Origin of the sequence: Halalkalibacter oceani (genome assembly GCF_023715705.1) — a bacterium.
GTDB lineage: Bacteria > Bacillota > Bacilli > Bacillales > Bacillaceae_D > Halalkalibacter > Halalkalibacter oceani_A.
Genome location: NZ_JAMBOS010000001.1, coordinates 36,428 through 58,893 on the forward strand (window position 1 = coordinate 36,428; position 22,466 = coordinate 58,893).

At 46.8% G+C, this 22,466-nt stretch carries 19 protein-coding genes; 16 read left to right on the forward strand and 3 right to left on the reverse strand.

Translation table 11 applies throughout. The features are described 5' to 3' along the window. Nucleotides 1–40 precede the first annotated feature (40 nt). Entirely contained in the window at nucleotides 41–1,006 is a 966-nt protein-coding gene (locus M3212_RS00220; RefSeq protein WP_251192228.1) for a helix-turn-helix transcriptional regulator, read from the reverse strand. 109 nt (nucleotides 1,007–1,115) lie between these two features. Here M3212_RS00220 and M3212_RS00225 point away from each other — a divergent pair, with 109 nt between their 5' ends. The 11 genes from M3212_RS00225 (at nucleotide 1,116) to M3212_RS00275 (ending at nucleotide 13,784) form a co-directional block, all read left to right on the forward strand. Continuing rightward, nucleotides 1,116–1,949 carry an SDR family NAD(P)-dependent oxidoreductase gene (locus tag M3212_RS00225; RefSeq protein WP_251191920.1) on the forward strand — a complete coding sequence of 278 codons (834 nt, stop codon included), beginning with the start codon at nucleotides 1,116–1,118 and terminating at the stop codon, nucleotides 1,947–1,949. Nucleotides 1,950–2,034: 85 nt separating this feature from the next. Continuing rightward, nucleotides 2,035–2,451 carry a DUF4181 domain-containing protein gene (locus tag M3212_RS00230; RefSeq protein ID WP_251191921.1) on the forward strand — a complete coding sequence of 139 codons (417 nt, stop codon included), beginning with the start codon at nucleotides 2,035–2,037 and terminating at the stop codon, nucleotides 2,449–2,451. A gap of 119 nt (nucleotides 2,452–2,570) precedes the next feature. After that, nucleotides 2,571–3,248 carry a hypothetical protein gene (locus M3212_RS00235; RefSeq protein ID WP_251191922.1) on the forward strand — a complete coding sequence of 226 codons (678 nt, stop codon included), beginning with the start codon at nucleotides 2,571–2,573 and terminating at the stop codon, nucleotides 3,246–3,248. Between the two features lie 239 nt (nucleotides 3,249–3,487). Beyond that, a complete protein-coding gene (locus M3212_RS00240) occupies nucleotides 3,488–5,620 on the forward strand; it encodes a beta-lactamase family protein (RefSeq protein ID WP_251191923.1) in 2,133 nt (710 codons plus the stop codon). A gap of 729 nt (nucleotides 5,621–6,349) precedes the next feature. Beyond that, a complete protein-coding gene (locus M3212_RS00245) occupies nucleotides 6,350–7,027 on the forward strand; it encodes a response regulator transcription factor (RefSeq protein ID WP_251191924.1) in 678 nt (225 codons plus the stop codon). Continuing rightward, on the forward strand, nucleotides 7,024–8,457 hold the full coding sequence (locus M3212_RS00250; RefSeq protein WP_251191925.1) for a sensor histidine kinase: 1,434 nt from the start codon (nucleotides 7,024–7,026) through the stop codon (nucleotides 8,455–8,457). Before M3212_RS00245 ends, M3212_RS00250 begins: the two co-directional genes overlap by 4 nt. 89 nt (nucleotides 8,458–8,546) lie before the next feature. Beyond that, a complete protein-coding gene (locus tag M3212_RS00255) occupies nucleotides 8,547–9,614 on the forward strand; it encodes an extracellular solute-binding protein (protein ID WP_251191926.1) in 1,068 nt (355 codons plus the stop codon). 208 nt (nucleotides 9,615–9,822) lie between these two features. Beyond that, a complete protein-coding gene (locus M3212_RS00260) occupies nucleotides 9,823–10,956 on the forward strand; it encodes a Fe(3+) ABC transporter substrate-binding protein (protein ID WP_251191927.1) in 1,134 nt (377 codons plus the stop codon). After that, a complete protein-coding gene (locus M3212_RS00265) occupies nucleotides 10,957–12,606 on the forward strand; it encodes an ABC transporter permease (RefSeq protein ID WP_251191928.1) in 1,650 nt (549 codons plus the stop codon). Beyond that, on the forward strand, nucleotides 12,606–13,277 hold the full coding sequence (locus M3212_RS00270) for an ABC transporter ATP-binding protein (RefSeq protein ID WP_251191929.1): 672 nt from the start codon (nucleotides 12,606–12,608) through the stop codon (nucleotides 13,275–13,277). The genes M3212_RS00265 and M3212_RS00270 overlap by 1 nt, the downstream gene beginning before the upstream one ends. 186 nt (nucleotides 13,278–13,463) lie before the next feature. Further along, nucleotides 13,464–13,784, forward strand: coding sequence for an ArsR/SmtB family transcription factor (locus tag M3212_RS00275; RefSeq protein WP_251191930.1), 321 nt, complete (start codon nucleotides 13,464–13,466; stop codon nucleotides 13,782–13,784). A 46-nt stretch (nucleotides 13,785–13,830) separates the two neighbouring features. On the opposite strand, the gene M3212_RS00280 is transcribed toward M3212_RS00275, so the two are convergent. Then, a complete protein-coding gene (locus M3212_RS00280; protein WP_251191931.1) occupies nucleotides 13,831–14,730 on the reverse strand; it encodes a cation diffusion facilitator family transporter in 900 nt (299 codons plus the stop codon). Between the two features lie 341 nt (nucleotides 14,731–15,071). Here M3212_RS00280 and M3212_RS00285 point away from each other — a divergent pair, with 341 nt between their 5' ends. From M3212_RS00285 to M3212_RS00305, 5 genes are all read left to right on the forward strand, one after another. Further along, nucleotides 15,072–16,310, forward strand: coding sequence for a cytochrome P450 (locus M3212_RS00285; protein ID WP_251191932.1), 1,239 nt, complete (start codon nucleotides 15,072–15,074; stop codon nucleotides 16,308–16,310). Nucleotides 16,311–16,515: 205 nt separating this feature from the next. Continuing rightward, a complete protein-coding gene (locus M3212_RS00290; protein WP_251191933.1) occupies nucleotides 16,516–17,175 on the forward strand; it encodes a GntR family transcriptional regulator in 660 nt (219 codons plus the stop codon). Between the two features lie 95 nt (nucleotides 17,176–17,270). Then, nucleotides 17,271–18,740 (forward strand): aldehyde dehydrogenase family protein, encoded by a 1,470-nt coding sequence (locus tag M3212_RS00295; protein WP_251191934.1) that lies wholly within the window; start codon nucleotides 17,271–17,273, stop codon nucleotides 18,738–18,740. Between the two features lie 130 nt (nucleotides 18,741–18,870). Next, nucleotides 18,871–19,782 carry an NAD(P)-dependent oxidoreductase gene (locus M3212_RS00300; RefSeq protein ID WP_251191935.1) on the forward strand — a complete coding sequence of 304 codons (912 nt, stop codon included), beginning with the start codon at nucleotides 18,871–18,873 and terminating at the stop codon, nucleotides 19,780–19,782. A gap of 507 nt (nucleotides 19,783–20,289) precedes the next feature. Continuing rightward, entirely contained in the window at nucleotides 20,290–21,483 is a 1,194-nt protein-coding gene (locus tag M3212_RS00305) for an S-layer homology domain-containing protein (RefSeq protein WP_251191936.1), read from the forward strand. Nucleotides 21,484–21,559: 76 nt separating this feature from the next. Here M3212_RS00305 and M3212_RS00310 read toward each other — a convergent pair whose 3' ends face one another. Then, the gene (locus M3212_RS00310; RefSeq protein WP_251191937.1) at nucleotides 21,560–22,465 is read right to left on the reverse strand and encodes a LysR family transcriptional regulator; all 906 of its coding nucleotides are present in this window, start codon (nucleotides 22,463–22,465) and stop codon (nucleotides 21,560–21,562) included. Nucleotide 22,466: the final 1 nt, after the last annotated feature.

A 22,466-nucleotide genomic window follows, 5' to 3' on the forward strand; every position in this document is an offset into this window, starting at 1 on the left:
CTGCTGAAAAAGGATGAGTTTCACTTTTTCAGCAGTTTTTTTATATGCGTTTATAAAAGGCGACGGCAGCTTCGGCCTGCTGAAGAATGTCGCTGAGCAGTTCTTTTGGCTCGATCACTTTTATTTGATCGGCGAATCCGAGAATATATCCTCTTGCTTCTTCTTTCGTATCGAAGGCGAGCTTGACGGGAATCCAATCCTGCTCTCGTTCTGTTCCAAGCTCGATGACGCGAACGAACCGCCCGCTGTAACGCAGCCTGGGCCATATCGCCGCTGTCACCTCAACGGTGACTTCAAATGTCGGCAATGTTGCCAGAAAGGCGGCTGTCGATGCTTTCCAGTAATTGACGAGGTCAAAGTTCTCCGGCCGTTTAAATGATTCGTTAGCCAAGGCTGCGGAATGAATGCGCGAGGCTCTGTAATTGCGGATGGCACCATTATCTTTTTGCGCAATTAAGTACCAGCGCTCTCCCTTCGCCACAAGTCCAAGTGGTGAAACAACCCGTTCAGCTGTTTTCCCGTCTGCCTGCTCGTAAATGATGCTTAATTTGTGATCGCTCCAGATGGCTTCTTTCAAGACATCAAACGCTGTGACCGTTTCCTTTTGTTGACGCCAGCCACTCGTGTCAATATGAAGACGGTTCCAGACATCCATCGCCTTTTCCCGATTGGCTAAGGGCTGGGAAGCGAGCAGTTTATGCCGCGCTTCCTCGGAAGAGCGAGTCAGCCCGAGGTCATCAAGCAACTGAATAGAAGGAGAAACGAGCAGCGTACGCAGTTCTGTCTCTGTCATTCCTGTTAAGCGGGTTTGAAAGCCGTCTACTAATGACCAGCCGCCGTTTTGTCCGCGCTCGGAAAATACCGGAATGCCAATCCCGCTTAACGCTTCCATATCCCTGTAAATGGTTCGCTTGGATACTTCGAGTTTCTCCGCGAGCTCTTTAGCGGTTAGTTGGCGCTGAGATTGCAATAGTAAAAGGATCGATAGTAAGCGGTCAGCTCTGATTGTGCTCACCCTTTCTGATTTCGCTACTTTTATTTAATGAAAGATGACAATTGATGTCAACAATGGGTCATTATAATTGAAGAACTTCAACGAGGAAAGGATGAAACAGATGAAACAATTAACTGGAAAAGTAGCACTCGTCACAGGAGGAAGCAGAGGAGCGGGGCGCGGGATCGCGATTGAGCTGGGGAAAGCCGGAGCAACCGTATATGTAACCGGCCGCAGTACGAGAGGGCGTGCCACAAATCAATGGCCGGGGTCAATTGATGACACCGTCTCGGAGATTGAAGCATCCGGTGGCAAAGCGATCGCGCTGCGGTGCGATCATACGAACGATGCGGAAACGGAAGCAGCTATTGCACAAATTCGACGTGAGCAAGGAAAGCTTGACATCGTCGTCAATAACGTCTGGGGTGCTCATGATCTTGGCGTGGAGCCCGGGGCGTTTTGGGAGTTGCCGCTGAAGCACTGGGATACGATGTTTACCGCCGGTGTCCGGGCCCAGCTGGCGACAAACCATTTTGCCGTCCCATTACTGCGTGAGAATAAACAAGCGCTGATTGTTCATACGACTTTTTGGGATCATGACAAATACACCGGCCAGTTTTATTACGATCTGGCGAAAAATGCCCTGATTCGCATGGCATATGGGTTATCACTTGAACTAAAAGCGGATAATATTGCTGTGGTCGCTGTATCACCGGGGTTTATGCGGACCGAGCTTGTTTTACAGCATTTCCGTACCGATGAAGCGCATTGGCAGGAGGTAAAAGAATTGCAGACATCGGAAACACCCTATTACATTGGCCGTGGGATCAAAGCGTTAGCCGCGGATCGCAATGTAATGAAAAAAAGCGGTCAGGTCGTGAAAGTCGGTGACTTGGCGAAAGAATACCAGTTTACCGATATCGACGGTCGCTATATTCCTCCATTTATACTATAATGGTTTCCAATGAAAAGGAAATTAATGTTATCGCTACATGCCACAAAGAGGCATAGGATAACCTTTTGAGTGAGGGGGAACATGGGTGTATAGTGGGGTTGATGCAGGCTTTTGGATCGAACTGAGCGTCCTGATTGTTGCAACTGTTACTTTGATTTTATTGTTTCAAACGTTACTGAGGAAATGGTTGAAGGTTGAAAAGCCAAAATGGTTTTCCTATAACCATGTGAACGAAAAGCATAAAAAAGCAGATTGGATAGCCAGGGGGATCACGGTCGTTTTGACCATCACCTGGTTTATCATCACGCTTAATCTCGAACATGACTTGTTGTTTGGGCCTTCCTTTCCATTCCTGCTCGTGATCTTTATCCCTGGTATCGTTCAGGTGATTATGGAATGGAAGTATGCCGAAAATCGCAACGCTTATCTGGCTACGGCCGGTGAACTTGTCTTTTTCGCTCTCTTATTTACAGTACTGATTTCAACGGAGTTCTTCGGCTAGTGGTCTAAAAAGATCGGAAAAAATTCGTCCGCTGTTCGCTGCCACCTTTTCGCTCATGCCGGCGTCTTATAAGAAAACAGGAAAACCGCTGAATCAATTTTTTGAAAGGATGGGTTATGATGAATCGCTTAAGTCATATTCTGCAAAAAATGATGGTGCTCTGTACCGCTTGCCTGTTCGTCGCCGGACCGGGTCTGACGGCTGCAGAGTCTGCCCCGGCTGCATCCGAACTTCTTGTCCGGCAAATCATGACGGGAGACCATGAATCACGTCAACCGGTCTCACTGCCGGGTGAAACAGGAGAACAATTGATTACGAAGCACGCCCAAACGGTCGTCGACGCTTTAGCTGAGAAAGACTTCACCACTGTGGCGGATTATGTCCATCCGGAAAAGGGTGTCCGTTTTTCCCCATATGCTTATGTGGAAAAGGATCACCAGAGTTTCACACGGGAAAGTGTCAGACAGATGATGAGCGATTCAACCGTGTATTTCTGGGGGACGTATGACGGCAGCGGAAACGCGATTGAACTAACACCGGCGGAATATTACGAACGGTTCCTTTACCAAAAAGATTTCGCCCAGGCTGAGGAAATCCATTTCGATCAGCTTACTGAGAGGGGAAATACGCTTCACAATGCCGCCGAAATATATCCTGACGCTCATTTCGTGGAATTTCATCTCCCTGGTTCGGAGGAACTGGCGGGAATGGATTGGGCGAGTCTGATTATGGCGTTCGAAAAGTGGAACGGTCAATGGTATCTCGTCGGAATGATTCAGGATCAATGGACGATTTAGGATGGTTTGCCCTTTCGGACTAAGACCTGCTACGAGCTTGCAGGATAACTTTTGCTGAAGTAAGAAGAATCAAGGCACAGGACTGAAGTAGAAGGTACGCGAAATAACATGGCAACGCTGCTGGAAAAGGATGAATTTCACTTTTTCAGCAGTTTTTTTGTTCTCGACCTCTTTTTTTTGCAACCTATCGTCATTTCATCCGTATAATCTGGTACATGCTTACATAAGGAGGAATGATGATGAAAAGAAGCTATACTGCTGCAGTTTATCTGAGGATGCTGCTTGTTTTGGCTTTGCTGACGCTTAGCTTTGCGCCAGGTGCAGCAGCGCAAACATCAACGGAAGGACGCGAATTAACCGAGGAAAGCTTGAATGAATTTCTCGAGCAATTTTTTGCCGACGAGCATGTCCAACCCCATTATATTGGCGCCTCGGTCGTTGTCGTGAAAGACGGAGAGGTGATTGGGCAGGAAGGATTCGGCTATGCGGATCAAGCGACGGAAACCGCGGTTAATCCGGAAGAGACGGTCTTTAGGGTCGCCTCTGTTTCGAAATTATTTACGGCCGTCGCGGTCATGCAGCTTGTCGAACAGGGAAAAATTGACCTTCAAGAGGATATTCGTACATATTTACCGGAACTACAGTTTGCGAATCCATATGCGACTCCTGTGACCGTGGCACATTTGCTGACGCATACGACAGGATTTGAAATTCGTGATCCGCAGGCAAGTGATTTACATGAGGATTTTGCTAGACTCGTAGAAATAGAAGACTATGTGCACGAGCATATGCCTCCTGTTGTCAGAGAGCCGGGCACTTCGTATATGTATGATAATTTCGCCTCCCTCCTGGCGGGCTTGCTTGTCGAAAAGGTAAGCGGGGTGCCGTTTGAGGAGTATATGCAAACCCATCTGTTTAAACCACTTGGAATGGAAAACAGCAGCTATGAATTAAGTGACCGGATGATCGGGCAGCTGGCAACAGGCTATGACCAGCTCGGCGGAGAACTCCCGCTTTACACCGTGACGCCGACGATCATGCCACACGGCGGAATGCTTTCCACCGCAGAGGATATCGGGAAGTTTATGCTTGCTTTTCTTGAAGGCGGCCGGACAGCCGATGGTGAATTTTTATCGGAAAAGTCTATCAGCCTGATGGAAGAATATCAATCTAGCATTCACCCGCTGATCCCGAATACAACTTACGGATTTGAGGCGCCGATGCAGCTTCCAGGCGCCGGCAGCAGCAGCCATGTCATTACGAAAGCAGGGGATCTGACTGGCTTTAGCTCCTATTTGTTCATGCTTCCGGATGAGGAGACCGGTGTCTTTTTGACCTACAATCAAAACGGAGCATTACGTGAATTGTTTTATAGCCAATTTATGAGTACATTTTTCCCGCAACATGTGGCGCCGGCGAACTTCGATGACTTTGAGCCGCTGCTGCAAGAAGAGCTTGCAGCGTTTGCCGGGGTGTATCAGGACTTGCGCCTCAATATCTTGATCTCGACAGTCGCACTTGGAGAAGATGGAGCATTAACGATTTCTGACAGCTTCCTCGGGCCAAGACCGCTTATTCAAGTCGAGGAGCGCTTATTCGTCGATTCATTGACTAATCAATTGATCGGCTTTGAAGTAAATGAAGCTGGAGATGTCAGCTATTTGAGTGAACCGAACTTGAATCCGCTAGGCTATGCGCAAAAGGGGGAACAGCCGGTCGGATTCAGCGATATTTCTGATGATCATCCTTATGCCGATTATATTTTCCCGCTCCAGTCATTGGCCTATTATCCAAATGACGCGGTTCGGGCGTTTGACCCGCAGCGCCCGGTGACGAGAGCGGCGTTTATCGAAAACATCCTTGTCATCAGCAACCTGCCGGGCAGTGACACCGAACAGCTCGCTTTCAACGACATTGCTGGACATCCGAGCGCGGGCTATGTGCAGATGGCGTATGAACTGGGACTTATTAATGGGGATGGACAAGGGAATTTCAGACCCGATGAAGCAATTACGCGCCAGGAGGCGGCTGTGATGCTATGGAGAAGCTACCGGGAGCAATTTCCGGATCAACTTTTTGCGGATATTGAAGTAACCGGGGAAGTGAGTGAATGGGCGCTCCCAGCGATTAAAATGATGGTCGCCTTTGGCTATCACGGTCCCGAAGTCACTGTCGGGGACAGTGGAGCGGATTATCTCGCAACCAAACCATTAACAAATGAGGAAGAGGCGGCAATTTTATGGTCGCTATTGACCGTGCCGGTTTACATGATCGCCGATGAACTGATGCCGGATCAAGGTGGAGAGCAAGAAGAGCTTGATCCTGTGACAGAAGCGGCAATGCGCGCCGCGTCATTAAGAATTGTGGATTAATTTCAATCTCGCAAAGGGTCATTTCTGATCTTTTGCGAGATTTTTTATGATGGTTTTGATACCCAATGGAGAAGGCGGTGTCAAAGAAGTTACTTCCTTTTGACGCCGCCGCTTGTGGAATGAGTAGTCTTTATCGTCTACATCCACAGGATCTGCCATAAGGGCTAAATCCGTGGTTAACCACGACCTCTCTTTGGACAGGAGCAGTGATATGGCGTGGAACATCAATAATGTTGCGACGGTTAATAAAGACGACAGGATGGATGATTGGAACCTCACGACGAATAAATTGATCGTTCACTACATATTGCGTAGGGCAAACAATAGGTTGGGGACGTCGGCACATGTTGTTGGTCACCTCCTTGAAATTCTTATACATTAAATGCCTGCGGTTGTCTGATTGAAACGGCGAATCAATTAGGACAGGTGCTTAATTCCATGATGACTTTGTAAGATGGAAAGAGTTTAGCTTGGAAATCTCGTAAGTTCTTTGCTGAATATAAAAGCCGGGAGAATAAGTAAATATTCAGCCTGCTGCTAGACTCATTCGACCGGCAATGAGCGGTGTGATATAATTTTTCCCGATTAGGGGAGCTTGCTTAATGTACCAATATGCGGGGCGGAGACTGGGAAACTTTGAAAGCGTTCCCCCAGTTGAATCTCTGGATAAGGGCAGATAAGACGTATACGATTAGCAGCTTCCTTTGAAAATGAGAAAGGGTGAGAAGGGTGCCGCGCATTTTGCTGATTGAGGATGAGAAGAATTTTTCCCGCTTTGTTGAATTGGAATTGACGCATGAAAATTATTCGGTTTCCGTAGCTTATAACGGAAATGACGGTTTACAGCTCGGGATGAGTGAGGAATGGGATATCATTTTGCTTGATCTGATGCTTCCCGGATTGGATGGAATAGAAGTTTGTAAAAAGCTGAGAGAGAATAAGAAAACACCGATTTTGATGCTGACGGCCAGAGACAGTGTCGATGAACGGGTGCGTGGATTGGACTGCGGAGCGGATGATTATCTCTCCAAGCCTTTTGCCATTGAAGAATTATTGGCCCGCATCAGGGCTATTTTGCGTAGACAAGAGGATAACAAAAAGGAGGAAAGCCGGAGACTTATGGTTCTTGATCTGGAAGTCAACCTTGATTCAAGGGAGGTTTGGCGTGACGGAGAGCCGGTGGAACTGACCAAGCGAGAATATGATTTGTTGCTTGCATTCATGAACAATCCGAACCGGGTGATGAGCCGCGAACTGCTGCTTGACACCGTATGGGGATTTGAAGCAGCGGTCGATACGAACGTCGTGGATGTGTATGTTCGTTATTTACGGAATAAAATTGACCGCAGCAAGGCAAAGAGTTATATTCAAACGCTGCGTGGAGTTGGGTATGTGATGAAAAGATGAGGAATGTGTGGCCGTTGTCATGGATTGCCCGTCTCACGATAAAATGGAAGCTGACATTGTCGTCCGCTTTACTTTTATTTTTATTGTTTGCTTTTTATAACGTGGCGCAGTTTATCTATTTAGAGAGGTGGATGGTATCCAAGGAAAGGGTGAATATCGAGCAGCAAATGAACGATACGCTTAATTATTTTCTTGAGCGGGAATCATCCTTTGACGAACAGGAGATGGGGGCGCTTCAGGCTTTTTTGAACAATCTCACCCGTTCCAATCAGTTGATCCGTGTGTTGGATAGTGAAGGAGAGGTGCTGTTGAGCGTCAACAATGAACTGGAAGATGAAGGACTTCAGCCCAAGCCGGTCACGGAAACGGAAGTGCTGAGACAGAGTAGAGGGCTTGACCTGCTCATTATAAGAAGTCCACTGACGATCCATCAATTTAGCGGCACGATCGAAATTGCCCATAGTATGCAGGAGTTGACAGAATGGAAAGAGGCGATTTTTCATGCGATGCTGATATTCGGGTTGGGAGGTCTGGGGTTATGCGCTCTTGGCGGCGGACTGCTGTCATGGCAATTGTTAAAACCGTTGCAGGCGATGACTGATACAATCCGCAAAATTAAGAAAAGCGGATTACAGGAACGAATGAAACCACCCAATCACGATGATGAATTATCCGAATTGATGCAATTGTTTAATGAAATGATGGACCAGGTGGAGCGTTCTTTTTCTCGGCAAAAACAATTTGTCCAAGATGCTTCGCATGAATTGCGGACACCTATTTCCATTTTGGAAGGTCATTTGGCGATGCTTCAACGTTGGGGGAAGGAGCATCCTGAACGTGTGGAAGAATCACTGCAAATTTCACGGGAGGAACTGACCCGTTTAAAACGGCTCGTTCAAGAGCTTTTACTACTAACCCGGGCGGAGCTGTCAAATACTGAACTGTCCGTTTCCTTAGAATCATTGCTTGTGAAAAATGAGATAGAAAAGGTCGTAAAGAGCTTGAGACCAGTCCACTGTGATTATTACTTTGAACTTGATCTTCGTTTGCTTGAAGGAGAACAGCTTTTGCTGGACCCGGTTCATTTTGAGCAAATGCTGCTGATTGTTCTTGATAACGCCATTAAGTATAGCGGCGACTCCAGATGCATTAAGGTAACGGGGAGTTGCAAAGAGGGCATGCTCGTTATCCAAGTGAGTGATGAAGGCATAGGCATTTCTAAGGAAGATCTGCCGCTTGTCATGGACCGATTTTATCGTGTGGACCGGGCCCGCAGCAGCCAACGGGGAAGCGGTTTGGGACTGGCGATAGCAAAGAGCCTGATCGAGCGCTACAACGGCTCAATATTGATTCATAGCAAGGTAGGAATTGGGACGACAGTGGAGCTGCAATTTCAACAATTGCACGAAAGGGTAGATTTTCACTCCTAGTATGTTTTAAAATGATAATGATTTTCGTTATCATAAGTCTGGCCGTTTTCGATTGCGCTGCCAGATTGAGGGAACAGGAGGAAGCAAAATTGAGCAGGACAGCGTTGCTTTGTGTGATTTTATTGGGAAGTTCCCTGCTGTTTTTCGGCTGCCGTTTCCAGGGCGGTATAGAAGGAAAGGCAATTTTGTCTGAGGAATCTGCTGAACAGGTTATTACGGTCTATTCTGCAAGGCATTATGGCACAGATACTGACGTGTTCGAGGCCTATACAGATCAAACAGGTATTCAGGTCCTTGAGGTTAAAGGCACGGCGGAGGAATTGGTGCAACGTCTCGTGGAAGAAGGGGAAGATACGAATGCGGATTTGTTTATCACGGCTGATGGAGGCATTCTTTATGATGCCAAGCAGCGGGGAATATTGCAGCCCTTTGATTCGGAAACGATTCGAGAACAGGTTCCTGAGCAGTGGAGAGATCCGGATGATGAGTTTGTGGCACTGACAACAAGAGCGCGAGTACTTGTGTATGCGAAAGATCGAGTTGACCCATCGGAGCTGTCGACGTATGAGGCATTGGCTGACGACAAATGGGAAGGGCGTCTTTTAGTCCGCTCATCATCCAATCTATATAACCAGTCTTTACTTGCTTTTATGGTAGAATCACTCGGGAGGGAGTCAGCCTTTCACTGGGCGGAGGGGCTTGTTCACAATCTCGCCCGTCAGCCAGAAGGGGGCGACAGAGCACAGGCCAAAGCAGTGGCCAATGGTGTTGGAGATGTCGCGATTGTCAATACTTATTATATTGGTCAAATGCTCGCATCCGCCAATTCGGAAGAGGTAAGAGCTGCCGAAAATCTGGGAGTCTTCTTTCCAAATCAGCAGACAACAGGGACGCATATGAACATTAGCGGAGCAGGCCTTGTTCAGCATGCGCCTAACAGGGAGGAAGCAGTCAAGCTAATTGAGTTTATGACAGGGGTTGAAGGTCAGACACTTTTGACACAAGGCAGTTTCGAATTTCCGATCAACAATGCAGCCGACAAGCCACCATTGCTTGATGAATGGGATGGTTTTCACAGGCAGTCTTACTCGTTTGAACAATTGTACAAGCATCATAATATTGTAAAAACGATTACTGAACAAGCTGGTTGGAACTAAAAAATATTAAAAAGTATTTTTTCACAGCGTATTCTCATTTTTCTTCGCTATACTGACGATGAACGGCTCGTAATAATGATTTTCATTATCACTAAAGCTAATAAGGGGAAACCAGACCTTTCTTCAAAAGGTTTTTTTAAAAAAGTGACAATGAGAATGAATATTATTATCGGTGCTGACTTTCATACATATTAGGAGGAACGATACAATGAGAAAGGTAACACTGTGGAAGACAGTCGTAATGTTGATTGGGCTTGTCACGATATTAGTGGCTTGCGGCTCAGGAAATGAAAGCGGCGGGGAAGCAGAAAATCAGGCTAATGACACACAGGCAGAGACTGGAGCAGAAGGTGAGCAAGTGACAGATGAGACTGCGGAAGGGCAGGCGGGTGGAGAAGTAAATATTTATACCGCCCGTCATTATGATGTCGATGCGGAGCTTTATGCTGAATTTACAGAGGAAACCGGGATTGAAGTTAATGTTATAGAAGGCACCGCACCAGAGTTGATTGAGCGTTTGAAGCGGGAAGGAGCGAACTCACCGGCCGATTTGTTTATTACGGTAGATGGCGGTATTTTAAATACTGCCAAAACAGAAGACTTGTTACAGAAAGTTGACTCTGCGGTAATTGATGAGCAGGTGCCTGCAGATTTGCGCGATGTTGATGATCATTGGATCGGCTTATCCACGCGGGCCAGAGTCATCGTCTATGCAAAGGACCGGGTAGATCCATCCGAGTTGTCCACCTATGAAGATCTCGCATCGGACAAATGGGAAGGGCGCTTGTTGGCACGTTCCTCGTCGCATTTGTATAACCAAAGTTTGATGGCTTCTCTAATTGAACTGAACGGAGAAGAAGCGACGGAAGAGTGGGCCGCTGGAATTGCTACTAATCTGGCCCGCGATCCAGAAGGCGGTGACCGTGACCAGGCGAAAGCAGTAGTCGCTGGGGCAGGCGATATAGCGATTATGAACACCTATTACGTTGGGCAAATGAGCGTCTCTGATGATCCGGAAGAAGTCAAGGTTGCTGAGGAGATCGGTGTGTTCTTCCCAAATCAGGATTCGACGGGAACACATATCAATATAAGTGGAGCCGGACTGGTCAAGCATAGTCCGAATCGCGAAAATGCGATTAAGCTGATTGAATTTTTGACGGCGCCGGAAGCCCAGACAATTATCTCGCAGGCTAATTATGAATATCCAGTTAATGAGGAGGCTGAATGGGTGGAAATCCTCAATTCATGGGGAGAGTTCCGTCGTCAGGAGATTGATTTTGCCGCTTATGGCGAGCATAACCCGAAGGCTGTAGAAATTGCAAATAAGGTAGGCTGGAAATAAGTGATTCCGAGCTACTACCGTCATCACTACAAACGGTATGTCAATGGCTGGCTCATTGTCACTCTAGTAGGGGCAGCAGGGATCCTGTTGCCCATCCTCTATGTGATGACTGCCTTGCTGAGGCAGTCCAGTGAAAATTGGGAGACGGTCAGACAGTATTTGCTTGCCGATTATATTATAGGGACCGCTAAACTGGTCAGTAGTGTCGGGCTGCTGGCAACTTTTTTAGGAGTTGTGCTTGCCTGGTTGATTGCAGCGTACGATTTTCCGTTGAGAGCTTTTTTTCGTTGGGCGCTGTTGCTGCCGTTGGCGATCCCGCCCTATATAGCGGCCTATACCTATCAGACGATGACAAGCTATACAGGGGTGGTACAGGCGACATTGCGCAATTCCTTTGATTATCGTCTGCCTCCGGGCTTGATAGAAGTCATGTCATTAAGAGGAGCAATTTTTGTTCTGACTTTCTTTTTATTTCCGTATGTTTTTATGATTACATACAGCTTTTTGGCAAGGCAAAGTGCTTCGTATGTGGAGAATGCCAAGCTGCTCGGACATAATGGATTTTCTTTGTTTTTTCGGGTTGTATTACCTATTGCCAGGCCGGCGATTATTTCAGGGATGATGTTAGTCGTATTTGAAGTGCTCAGTGATTTTGGAGTTGCCAGCTACTTCGGCGTTCAGACGATTTCCACAGCGATTTTCCAAACCTGGTTTGGGTTGTATGATGTCGATTCTGCCATACGCTTGGCCGCCTGGTTGATGGTGATTGTCGTTAGTCTTTTTGTTGTTGAACGTTTTCTGCGCCGAAAGCGTCAATATGCGGTAACGACTACTCAGCAAAAGCCCTTATCACGACAGCAATTAAAAGGTGCACGGGGCTGGTTCGCTTTCACATTATGTACCGTCATATTTTGCTTAGCCTTTCTCCTGCCTTTTACCCAATTACTCATCTGGAGCAGTTGGACGTTTGATAACGTGTGGCGCGCTGACTTTTTTGATTTAATTCAAAATAGTATTCGGGCAGCATTACTTGCGACTGTTTTTGTATTGCTGTTTTCGTTGCTTGCGGCCAGAACGGTACGAATGCTGCCGTCTACTTTGGCGTATACGGTTTCAAGGCTGATGACAGCGGGGTACGCGATTCCAGGTGCGATTATTGCTGTTGGCGTGCTGGCTGTCTGCATTCAGGCAGATGACTGGCTTTCCCCGCTATATGAAGCGGCAGGGAAGCCGGCGGATAGTCTTGTGCTAAGTATGTCGCTCGCCATGCTGATCATTGGCTATGTTATCCGCTTTATGGCCACTGGTTTTAATGCGATAGAAGCAGGGTATGAAAAAACGCCCCGTTCTTATACCGAAGCTTCACAGCTTTTAGGACAGGGATCGTTGCGCACATTTTTCCGTGTAGAATTGCCACTGATCAAAGGAACCATTTTAACCGGTGCTGTGCTAACGTTTGTCGAGGTGGTCAAGGAGCTGCCTTTAACCCTTCTTCTCCGGCCCTTTAACCATGAGACACTTTCGACCAGAACATACCAGTATGCGATGGACGAACGTATATACGAAGCAGCTCTACCTTCAATCTTGCTGATTCTGATCAGTATGATTTCGGTCTTGATTATCTATAAATGGGAAAAGGAGAGAGCGTAATGAGCTTTATTCAGATTAAGAATTTGGTCTTTCGTTATGAGAGGCGTAGGCCACCTGTGATTAACCAATTTTCATTGCAGCTCGCCAAAGGTGAAATCATGGGCATGCTCGGTAAAAGCGGCAGTGGGAAAAGTACAATTTTGCGGCTTGTTGCAGGTTTGGATATACCGGAACAGGGAGAAATCGTAATCAATGAGCGAACGATCGTCGATGCTCAAGTATGTATTCCGCCGGAAAAGCGAGAAATTGGCATGGTGTTTCAGGATTATGCGCTATTTCCTCATCTGACTGTGGCGGCGAACATCACTTTTGGCCTTCAGCGCTGGAGCAGAGCGGAACGCAAGAAACGGTTGAAGGAAATGCTTGAGCTCGTTCAGCTTGAATCTTTTGTCCGGCGTTACCCCCATGAGTTAAGTGGTGGACAACAGCAGCGGGTTGCCTTGGCCCGGGCGCTCGCTCCGCAACCATCGCTTCTTTTAATGGATGAGCCTTTCAGCAACCTTGATACAGAGCTGAAGGGCACGATCCGGCGGGAGTTGAGAGCCATTTTACGGCAGGCGAAGATGACGTGTCTGTTTGTCTCCCATGATGAAGATGATATTGCCGCGATATGTGACGATGCGATACGGGTGGGGACGGACGGTGAATATCAACAGCGGGAATCCAGCTAGTGCGTTACCTCCATCACTAATTTTCGAGAAAGGGGAAGCCTCTTTCTCTTTTTTGTTGCACCAATAGAAATGACAGGACAAAAATATCGAAAAAACGGCCAACATCGGTTATCCTAATGTATAATGGACAATTTGCCAGCTGGGAGTGAAGTAGGCAGGTAGAGGAAAGAAGGGATGTTTTCGCTTATGGAAGAAAAAGAGTTCGACACTCAGGATATGTCGCTTGACGAGGAAACGCTTTTTATTGTGTCACAAACTTTTAAAGCTCTTTCTGATCCGACCAGGTTGCGCATTCTTCACTTATTATTAAAAGGCGAACATTCTGTTAACGAAATCGCTGAAAAGCTCTCGTTGTTGCAATCAACGGTTTCCCATCAGCTTCGTTTATTAAAGAATGCCCGCCTGGTGAAATTTCGGAGAGAGGGCACGTCAATTTATTACTCCCATGACGATAAGCACGTCATCGATTTGTTAAAGCAAACGATTGACCATGCCCGCCATACATGAACCGGAAAAAACAAGCTGGACGGAGCTGCACTTTTTCAGCAGCCTCTTAATTGCAAGCATCTCCTTGACATTTGTCCGTTTCAATTTGGATCGTTGTATGGGTAATATGAAAGTCAAGGAGCCTCTTTTTCGCCTCGGCTAACAGGTCTTGCTCGGAAAAAGCCGGCTCCGTTACAAGGTGACAGCTCAAGGCCGGAAAATCAGAAGTGATCGACCAGACGTGCAGATCGTGGACGTGACGGACACCGTTCAGTGCAAGTAGTGATTCCTTTACCTTTGCGACATCAATTTGCGGCGGCGCGCCTTCCATCAAAATATGCACGGCATCCTTAATAACGCGAAAGCCCGCAATTGTAATGAGCAGGGCAACGAATACGCTGGCAATTGGATCGGCAAGATTCCAGCCGAAGAAGAGAATTAAGAGCGCTGCGACAATCGCTCCGACGGAACCAAGAAGGTCCCCAAGGACATGGAGAAAGGCGCTGCGGACGTTTAAATTTTCATCTTTGTCTCCCCGCTTTAATAGATAACCCGCGGCGATATTGACCAATAACCCGACGAAAGCAATAATGAGCATCCCGGAGCTGATCACGTCAGGAGGAGCGAGAATCCGGCGATAAGCCTCCCAAAAAATATAAAGCGAGATAATGATCAAGGTCAGTCCGTTTATAAAAGCCGCCAGAATTTCAAATCGTCTGTAGCCAAACGTTTTTGATAAGGTCGCTTTTTTTTCACCAAACTTCAAAGCTAGAAAGCTAAGTCCGAGCGCAGCGGCATCACTCAGCATGTGTCCGGCATCGGACAAAAGGGCAAGACTGTTCGTCATCAATCCGCCGATGGCTTCAACAATCATGTAGGACGCAATCAGAAAGAATGACAGCTTTAAGGCTTTTTTATTTTTGCTTTGATGATGATGGTGACCATCATGGTGATGTGAATGTCCCATAAAAATATCCTCCTTCAATATATGAATATATGTTCATATATATTATTTCAAAAATATCATCCGGACGCAAGCCTTTTTATATATGATCTTGTGAAGGAAGGGGAGACGACGTTTTAAAGAGAGGGGAGATTAACGAAGCGACTAAGGATCTTTCGAGATAACCGTGCATTTTTCACAGTTGTTGTTGGAAAGGTGGCGGCGGCCATTCAGGAATTTTCTGCTGGCGTTTCATAAATATTCTCGTGTTGTCCATACTTTATCTTATATAGGTTTCGTTTGAACGTTTTCCGTTAATAGAGGTAGAAAGAAAACATAGTGAGAGCGACAAAGGAGTAGATAAGATGAATGAAAACATCCCGCAAGACAAAGCGCTTGATAACAGCCTGGCCTTGATGCAGGAAGGCTATCTGTTTATTAAGAATCGAGTGAACCGCTATCAGTCCGACTTATTTGAAGCGCGCCTCTTAGGGCAAAAGGTCATCTGCATGAGCGGAAAAGAGGCGGCGCAGCTATTTTACGACCAGGAGCTTTTTCAGCGGAAGGGTGCCGCCCCAAAACGGATTCAGAAGTCGTTGTTTGGCGTCAACGCGATTCAGACAATGGACGGTCAAAAGCATCTTCATCGCAAGCTGCTCTTTATGTCACTGATGACTCCTGACCATGAGAAGCAACTGGCAGACATGGTCGCAAAAGGCTGGCGTCACGCCCACAAACGCTGGAAAGACGAAGAAAAGGTCGTCCTTTTTGAAGAAGCGGAAAGAGTGCTGTGCCGGGCCGCCTGTGATTGGGCCGTGGTTCCGCTGGCAGAATCGGAGCTTGATGAACGGGCGAAGGATTTTAGCGCGATGGTTGACGCCTTTGGGGCGGTCGGACCGCGTCATTGGAAAGGAAGAAGGGCGCGAACGAGGGCGGAGGAATGGATCAAAGGCATCATCGAAAAAGTCCGAGCCGAAACGATAATCGTCGAAAAAGATACGGCTCTTTATCAGCTGGCGTTTTATAAGGATGATGAAGGAAACCGGCTTGATGCTCACATGGCCGCGGTCGAACTAATCAATGTGCTGCGTCCGATTGTTGCGATCGCGACCTTTATTACGTTCGCCGCGCTGGCTTTATATGAATATCCGGCCTATCGGGAGAAGCTAAAGGATGATGAAGCTTTTCGTGAAATGTTTGTTCAGGAAGTCAGACGCTATTATCCGTTCGGCCCCTTTCTTGGGGCACGGGTGAAAAAGGCATTCACATGGAAGCAGTGTGATTTTAAGGAGGGGCAGCTTGTGTTGCTTGACATGTACGGAACCAATCATGATTCGCGGCTCTGGGAGCGTCCCGAGGAGTTCAATCCGGAGCGGTTCCGCAATTGGTCAGTGGACCCTTTTTCTTTCATTCCGCAAGGAGGGGGAGAGCCGGAAAAAGGTCATCGCTGCCCAGGGGAAGGCATTACGGTCGAAGTCATGAAAGCAACAGTTGAATTTCTTGTGCATTTGCGCTACGAAGTTCCCGAGCAGGACGTACAATACAGCATGAACAAAATGCCGACACTCCCAAACAGTGGCTTTGTGATAAAGCCTTTGGGTTAAACGGTTTCAGCATGAAAGAGGCTGGGGAAAAAGGTAGTTTTTTTACCTTTTGCCCAGCCTCAAGCTAGTTTTGTCTCAAGCTTTATAGTTCCAAAAGCAATATGATTTAACTTTTCAGAATATTTGTTTAAAAAGGATATACAGGATTGTTATCATATGGTATTCTAAATTTGTGAATTTGGTATACCATTTTGGGGGTACATACATGACTGATCAAGTGAGCAGTATCCAAACTTTATATGCGGTCATCAAGCAGGATATTATCGATCAGGACCTTAAACCGGGCCAACGCTTACCTGAACGGGAGCTGGCCGAAAGATACAATGTGAGCCGTACGCCAATCAGGCAGGTGCTGCAGCAGTTATCAATGGAAGGTCTGGTGGAATTTATTCCTTATAAAGGAGCCTTTATTAAAGATTTAACGATTGAAGATTTTAGAGAGATAACGCAGCTTAGAGCGGTACTGGAAAAGCTTGCTGTTGAAATATGCTGTGAGTCGACTGATGAAACGGTCGGTGAACAGCTGGAATATATCATCAGGAATCAACAAACAGCAATCGATAAAAAAGATGTGAAAGAGTACATTCATCTCGATCAGGAGTTCCATCATGCGATTGTGAAAGCCTCAACGAATAAAGAATTAGAAAGGTTCATTGAATTACTAAATCAAAAGTCTTATTTATCGCGGGTGAGAACACTGACATTGCCGGGGCAAATGGAAAGGTCGATTGAGGAGCACCGGGACATTCTTACGTATATTCTGCTGAACGATAAAGAAAATGCCGGGAAAAAAGCGGCAGCTCATGTAGAGGAAGCCTTGCAGCGCTATATTGAAATTCATAACATCATAGCAAAATTTACATGAGAAGGGCTCTTTGTAAATGACTTATTAAGTCTCCTGCATGTAAAGCAATGGACTTGATAAGACATTATAGATAATCAGATAAGGAAGGTGTTTACATGAAACCAGTGTCTGTTGAACAGCAACTTATGCTTATTAATGGGGAATGGCGAGCCAGTGTCAGCTCAGAGTTTTTTCCAATTGAAAGCCCGGCCGAGAGAGGTTCTGTCATAGCGGAAGTGCCAAGGTCTTCAGCTGAAGATGTCGACTTTGCCGTAAAAGCGGCACATACAGCCTTTGCCTCGTGGAGAGAGGTTCCCGCAAAAGAAAGAGGGAGGCTATTATGGAAAATCGCCGATGCTGTGGAAGAGCAGGCAGAGGATATCGCAAGAACGATCGCTACTGAAACTGGAAATGCGATTCGCACGCAAGCGAGAGGTGAAGTGAAAAGTGTCGTCGAGATTTTTCGTTACTTCGCCGGTGTTGTCAGTGAAATCCGGGGCAGTACATGCCCGGTTGACAACAATTTAATGGCATATACACAGCGTGAACCATATGGTGTCGTTGGTGCGATAGTCCCGTGGAATGCCCCGGTTCAGCTTTCATCATTAAAGATCGCTCCCGCCGTTGCGGCAGGGAATACGATCGTGTTAAAAACCGCCGAAGACGCCCCATTAGGAGTGCTTAAACTGGCGAGAATTTGCGCGCAATATTTGCCGGCCGGCGTCGTAAACGTAATCACCGGCTATGGACAGGAATGCGGCGAAGCTTTGACGAGTCATCCGTTGGTCAATAAATTAACATTCACCGGATCAACAGCCGTAGGGAAGACAATTATGCGTAAGGCAGCGGAACGAATTGTTCCTGTATCTTTGGAATTGGGTGGGAAAAGTCCGCAAATCGTCTTTCCGGATGCAAACAACGACAAAGTGGTCGAAGGAATTATTTCAGCGATGCGCTTCGCCCGCCAAGGTCAGTCATGCTCCGCTGGTACCCGGTTATTTTTACACGAATCGATTTTTCATTCATTTGTTGAAAAGCTGGTCAACCGCTTAGCGGAGCTTAAAGTAGGGCACCCGTTGGCTGAGGAATCAGATATGGGCTCTCTCATAAATAAGAAGCAATTTGATAAAGTGACCAGGTTTATCGAAGAAGGAATGAATGATGAGAATTTAGAGCTTCTCATCGGCGGGCTTCCCCCTGAGGAAGGACCGTTAGCAGAAGGATATTACCACCAGCCGACCCTGTTTGCTTGTAAAAATGACAATACGAGACTTGCCAAGGAGGAAATTTTTGGTCCGGTGCTTCTAATTATGTCATGGAGCGATGAGGAAGAAGTCATTAAAGCTGCTAATGACAGCTCATATGGGTTAGCTGCTTTTGTCTGGACGAATGACACGAAGAAAGCGTTAAGAACAGCAGGCAAAATTGAATCAGGCTGGATTCAGGTAAACCGGGGAGGCGCGCAAATGCCAGGTCTTTCCTATGGAGGCTACAAACAAAGCGGTATCGGGCGCGAGTTTTCTTTAGAAGGAATGCTCGATAGCTATACCCAGGTGAAGAGTATTATGATCGATTTCAACGATTAACAGATTCGGGTAATGTATCGAAATATAAGGCTGTAACAGGTACAACGTAAGTTACAGCCTTATCCTAAATCCCTCTATGAAGGCGCTTTAACTCAAGTGAACAATTTTAATGATAAAGGGAGTGGGTGTGATGGAAAGGAAAGTACTTGTTGTCGGAGCGGGCAGAATGGGCTTTGGCGTTACTCAAACGTTGATTAGAAAAGGCTATCAAGTATCGGTGAGTGATCCCTCTCACGAAGCAGTCAGTCGGGCGACACATATCGGAGCAGAAGCGGTTGAAGATATTAATCAGTCTCTTGCAGAGCATAGCGTCATCATTATGAGCCTGCCGGGACCGGTTCAAGTTAAAGAGATGACAGAAAAAATGGTTCCATTCAATCGGTCTCATCAGTCTTTAGTTATTGATCTAAGCACGATAGACCCGCAAACAGCGATTGACGCTAGTAAGAGATGTAAAGGGAACGGTCTGCGCTATATCGAGGCACCGGTTAGCGGGGGACCGGGCGGTGCTGAAGCTGGAACGCTTTCGATCATTGTCGGAGCAGAAGAAAACGATTATAAGGAAGCTGAACCGATTTTGAATGATATCGGAAAGAATATTTATTATCTGGGGGCGATTGGGACAGCGTCGATTGCAAAAATATGTAACAATATTGTCGTCGCGACGACTACCTCTATTTTAAGTGAAGCCTTCATATTAGCGTCCGCCGGAGGGATTAAGCCCGCTAAACTAAAAGAAATTTTAGAGAATAGCGTCGGAGGCAGTAAAACGTTGGACGTTTTCGGTGAACATCTTGTTACAGGGGAATATTCAACGCCTACTTTTGCCTTAGGTTTAATGCATAAAGATGTCGGGCTTTTTCAAGAAGCGATTAAGCAATACGGTTTAACGTCATTAATTGGCTCTATGACTTGTCAAATTTATAACGGTGCCCGTTCCCACGATTTAGGCAGTGAAGATCACACGGCCATTTGTAAGTTCTTAGAGGAATTAAATAATACGAAAATTGAAAGAGGCACCTTGATTGAGGAAGTAAACTAGCAAACTGTATTAATCAATATCTGAATATTGAAAACACGATCGAGGGATATGTTTTCGATTTCTATTTTTAATGATGCTTCTTTTTAGCGTGATGTTAATAAGCGATAGAGAAGGCTGTTGTGACAGCAGGATATGAGGAATCAATAATAAAACAAATCTATGGCATGACGGAGCCGACTGAAAAACTTCCTTTTCGTAACGCGAAGAAGTGTAATGGCTCCTTGCTTCGAGAAACTCACTCGTAGCAGGCTTACAAAATCAGGAAACGGCTACGCTCATTACTAAAAAAGCTGCTGAAAAAGTACGATTTTCACTTTTTCAGCAGCTTCACATTTATGGAGACTTATTCTGTGGTTATTTTTCCGTGTCATGGTAGGGTGCGATAAACCGCTCCTCTAATGGCACTTTCCCTTGGGCAAAAGGCTGACGCCAAAACTATTCAGCAAGCCTTCGTTACTTTATACTGGATAGGGACGTTACATAATAAAGAGAGAAAGAAGGGTTATGATGATGAGAAGGATCATGGCGGCTGCCGGACTGGCAGCTTTGTTGTTTGCGGCTGGTCCCGTTCAAGCCGAGGTCTCATTTTCGGATGTTTCAAATGAATTTTGGGGAGTGGAGGAGATTCATTTTTTGGCTGAGCAGGGAGTGATGCTTGGCTATCAGGATGGAGCTTTTGGTATCGGCGATGATGTGACAAGAGCGCAGGCTGCGGTAACGCTGGCGCGCATGCACGGCCTGGACATGGAACAGCCGCAGCCTGTCTCATTCACGGATGTAGCGGAGACGAACTATGCTTATTCCGGCATTGCCGCTGCGGTGGAAGCAGGCTTTTTTGCTGATGGAACTGAGTTTCGTCCGAATGATACGTTAACGCGGGCAGAGATGGCGATCATTCTAGCGCGCTCTTCGCAGCTAAACAGCAGCCAGCCTGTCGATTTTCGTGATGTGTCATCCGGGCACTGGGCGTATGAGAGCATCAGCAAACTGGCGGAACATCGCCTGACAACGGGGTATCATGATTTGACTTTTCGTCCCGGTGAGCATGTAACCAGGGCTGAATTCGCTGTTTTCTTAACAAGGGCAACAGAAGAATCCTTTCGTGAAGAAGTTGCTGTTCTTCCACAGCGGGCTGCTGAAAATGTCTACTTTCCTCGCGTAATCGGACTTGATCAAGCGGCTCAAGGACGAGTCAATCAGATACTCGCCGAGCATGCGGGTCGTTCCGTAGAGGCGAGAGAAGAGCTGTTTGCTCGTGCGGAAGCCGAAGAGGATCCAATGATCGCCGAGCGGTATGCGTTTGGTGAGAGCTACCGGATTGAACAGAAAGATGCCGATTACTTGAGCCTTGTCTTTGAAGGCTATCACTATACAGGAGGCGCGCACGGCGGGAGCTGGCAAGCCGCTTATACGTTCGATCCTGCAAGTGGTGAACTGCTGGCCTTAAAGAACCTGTTCCCTGAAGGAACCGATTATTTGTCGATAATCAATGAAACTGTTTCTCAGGGCGTGACGGATGCGGGCTTTCAGCTTGAATTCAATGATGTGTTTGATTTTCATGGGATTGACCCGGCTACAAAACAGTTTTATGTCTCCGATCAAGGGGTGACGATTTATTTCAGCGAATATGAAATTGCCCCATACGCGGCGGGGATGCCTTCCTTTACAATCGCCTGGGAACAGTTCAGCGTGAATAAGTAAGAGGTCATGAGTGGACGGCGGAACAGGTCAGCTGAGTTTAGCCGTTCACTCATGGATAAGCGGTAATAGAGGGAATTCAATTTTTCGGCAGGCGCTCGTTGGCTTTAATCAGCTCAGTCGCTGTAGTGAGAAATTGTTTCACAATTGTTGAATGGTTATCCGTGCGCCATGCCAGACTCATCTCTACCCGTGGCGCCTCCTGCTTAATCTTTACATAGGTGACATCATGTGTGTGAAAGTTTGAGGTTGATCGCGGGACGATGCTAATCCCCAATCCTGAGGCAACCAGTCCGATCACTGTCTGGATTTCCTTTACGACCTGACGGGTGATCGGACTAAACCCCGCCTCGTGACATTTTGCGATAATATCATCGTGCCAGCTCGGCCAAATCTCCCGCTCGACCATGATAAATTGCTCCGAACTCAGTTCGTTCATCGAGATGGATGCTCGCTGCGCAAAAGGATGCGATTTCGGAACGACAGCGATTCCGGTCTCCTGATAGACCGATAAAAGTGATAGCAACGGATCAAAAATAGGTGGTCTGACAAAGCCAATGTCAATTTCTTTATTATGAAAGGCCTCAATTTGCCTCGGTGTATGCATTTCGTGAAGGATTAAATCAATCGCCGGAAATTGCTCCTGAAAACCGCGGACAATGACTGGCAAAATATCAAACGTAGCCGAACCGATAAAACCGATTACGAGGCGCCCGGTCATCCCGCTTTGCGCTCTGATCGCCGCAGCCTTTGCCTCATCTAATCTCGTCAGGACCTGGCGAACTTCCTGCAAGAAAACATGTCCGGCATTTGTCAGCTCGACATGTCTTTTTGATCGTTCAAACAGCTTGACTCCTAGTTCTTTTTCAAGCTGTAAAATCTGCTGACTCAGCGGGGGTTGCGTCATCTGTAAACGCATCGCCGCCCGGCCGAAATGCAATTCCTCAGCAACAACCGTAAAGTAGAGAAGCTGACGCAGTTCCACT

What these genes read in the sequence shown, in the direction of transcription:
- M3212_RS00295 (WP_251191934.1), top strand. Translation starts at nt 17,271, where the DNA reads ATGAAACCAGTGTCTGTTGAACAGCAACTTATGCTTATTAATGGGGAA.
- M3212_RS00270 (WP_251191929.1), top strand. Translation starts at nt 12,606, where the DNA reads ATGAGCTTTATTCAGATTAAGAATTTGGTCTTTCGTTATGAGAGGCGT.
- M3212_RS00305 (WP_251191936.1), top strand. Translation starts at nt 20,290, where the DNA reads ATGATGAGAAGGATCATGGCGGCTGCCGGACTGGCAGCTTTGTTGTTT.
- M3212_RS00285 (WP_251191932.1), top strand. Translation starts at nt 15,072, where the DNA reads ATGAATGAAAACATCCCGCAAGACAAAGCGCTTGATAACAGCCTGGCC.
- M3212_RS00290 (WP_251191933.1), top strand. Translation starts at nt 16,516, where the DNA reads ATGACTGATCAAGTGAGCAGTATCCAAACTTTATATGCGGTCATCAAG.
- M3212_RS00250 (WP_251191925.1), top strand. Translation starts at nt 7,024, where the DNA reads ATGAGGAATGTGTGGCCGTTGTCATGGATTGCCCGTCTCACGATAAAA.
- M3212_RS00225 (WP_251191920.1), top strand. Translation starts at nt 1,116, where the DNA reads ATGAAACAATTAACTGGAAAAGTAGCACTCGTCACAGGAGGAAGCAGA.
- M3212_RS00240 (WP_251191923.1), top strand. Translation starts at nt 3,488, where the DNA reads ATGAAAAGAAGCTATACTGCTGCAGTTTATCTGAGGATGCTGCTTGTT.
- M3212_RS00235 (WP_251191922.1), top strand. Translation starts at nt 2,571, where the DNA reads ATGAATCGCTTAAGTCATATTCTGCAAAAAATGATGGTGCTCTGTACC.
- M3212_RS00300 (WP_251191935.1), top strand. Translation starts at nt 18,871, where the DNA reads ATGGAAAGGAAAGTACTTGTTGTCGGAGCGGGCAGAATGGGCTTTGGC.
- M3212_RS00260 (WP_251191927.1), top strand. Translation starts at nt 9,823, where the DNA reads ATGAGAAAGGTAACACTGTGGAAGACAGTCGTAATGTTGATTGGGCTT.
- M3212_RS00280 (WP_251191931.1), bottom strand. Translation starts at nt 14,730, where the DNA reads ATGGGACATTCACATCACCATGATGGTCACCATCATCATCAAAGCAAA.
- M3212_RS00275 (WP_251191930.1), top strand. Translation starts at nt 13,464, where the DNA reads ATGGAAGAAAAAGAGTTCGACACTCAGGATATGTCGCTTGACGAGGAA.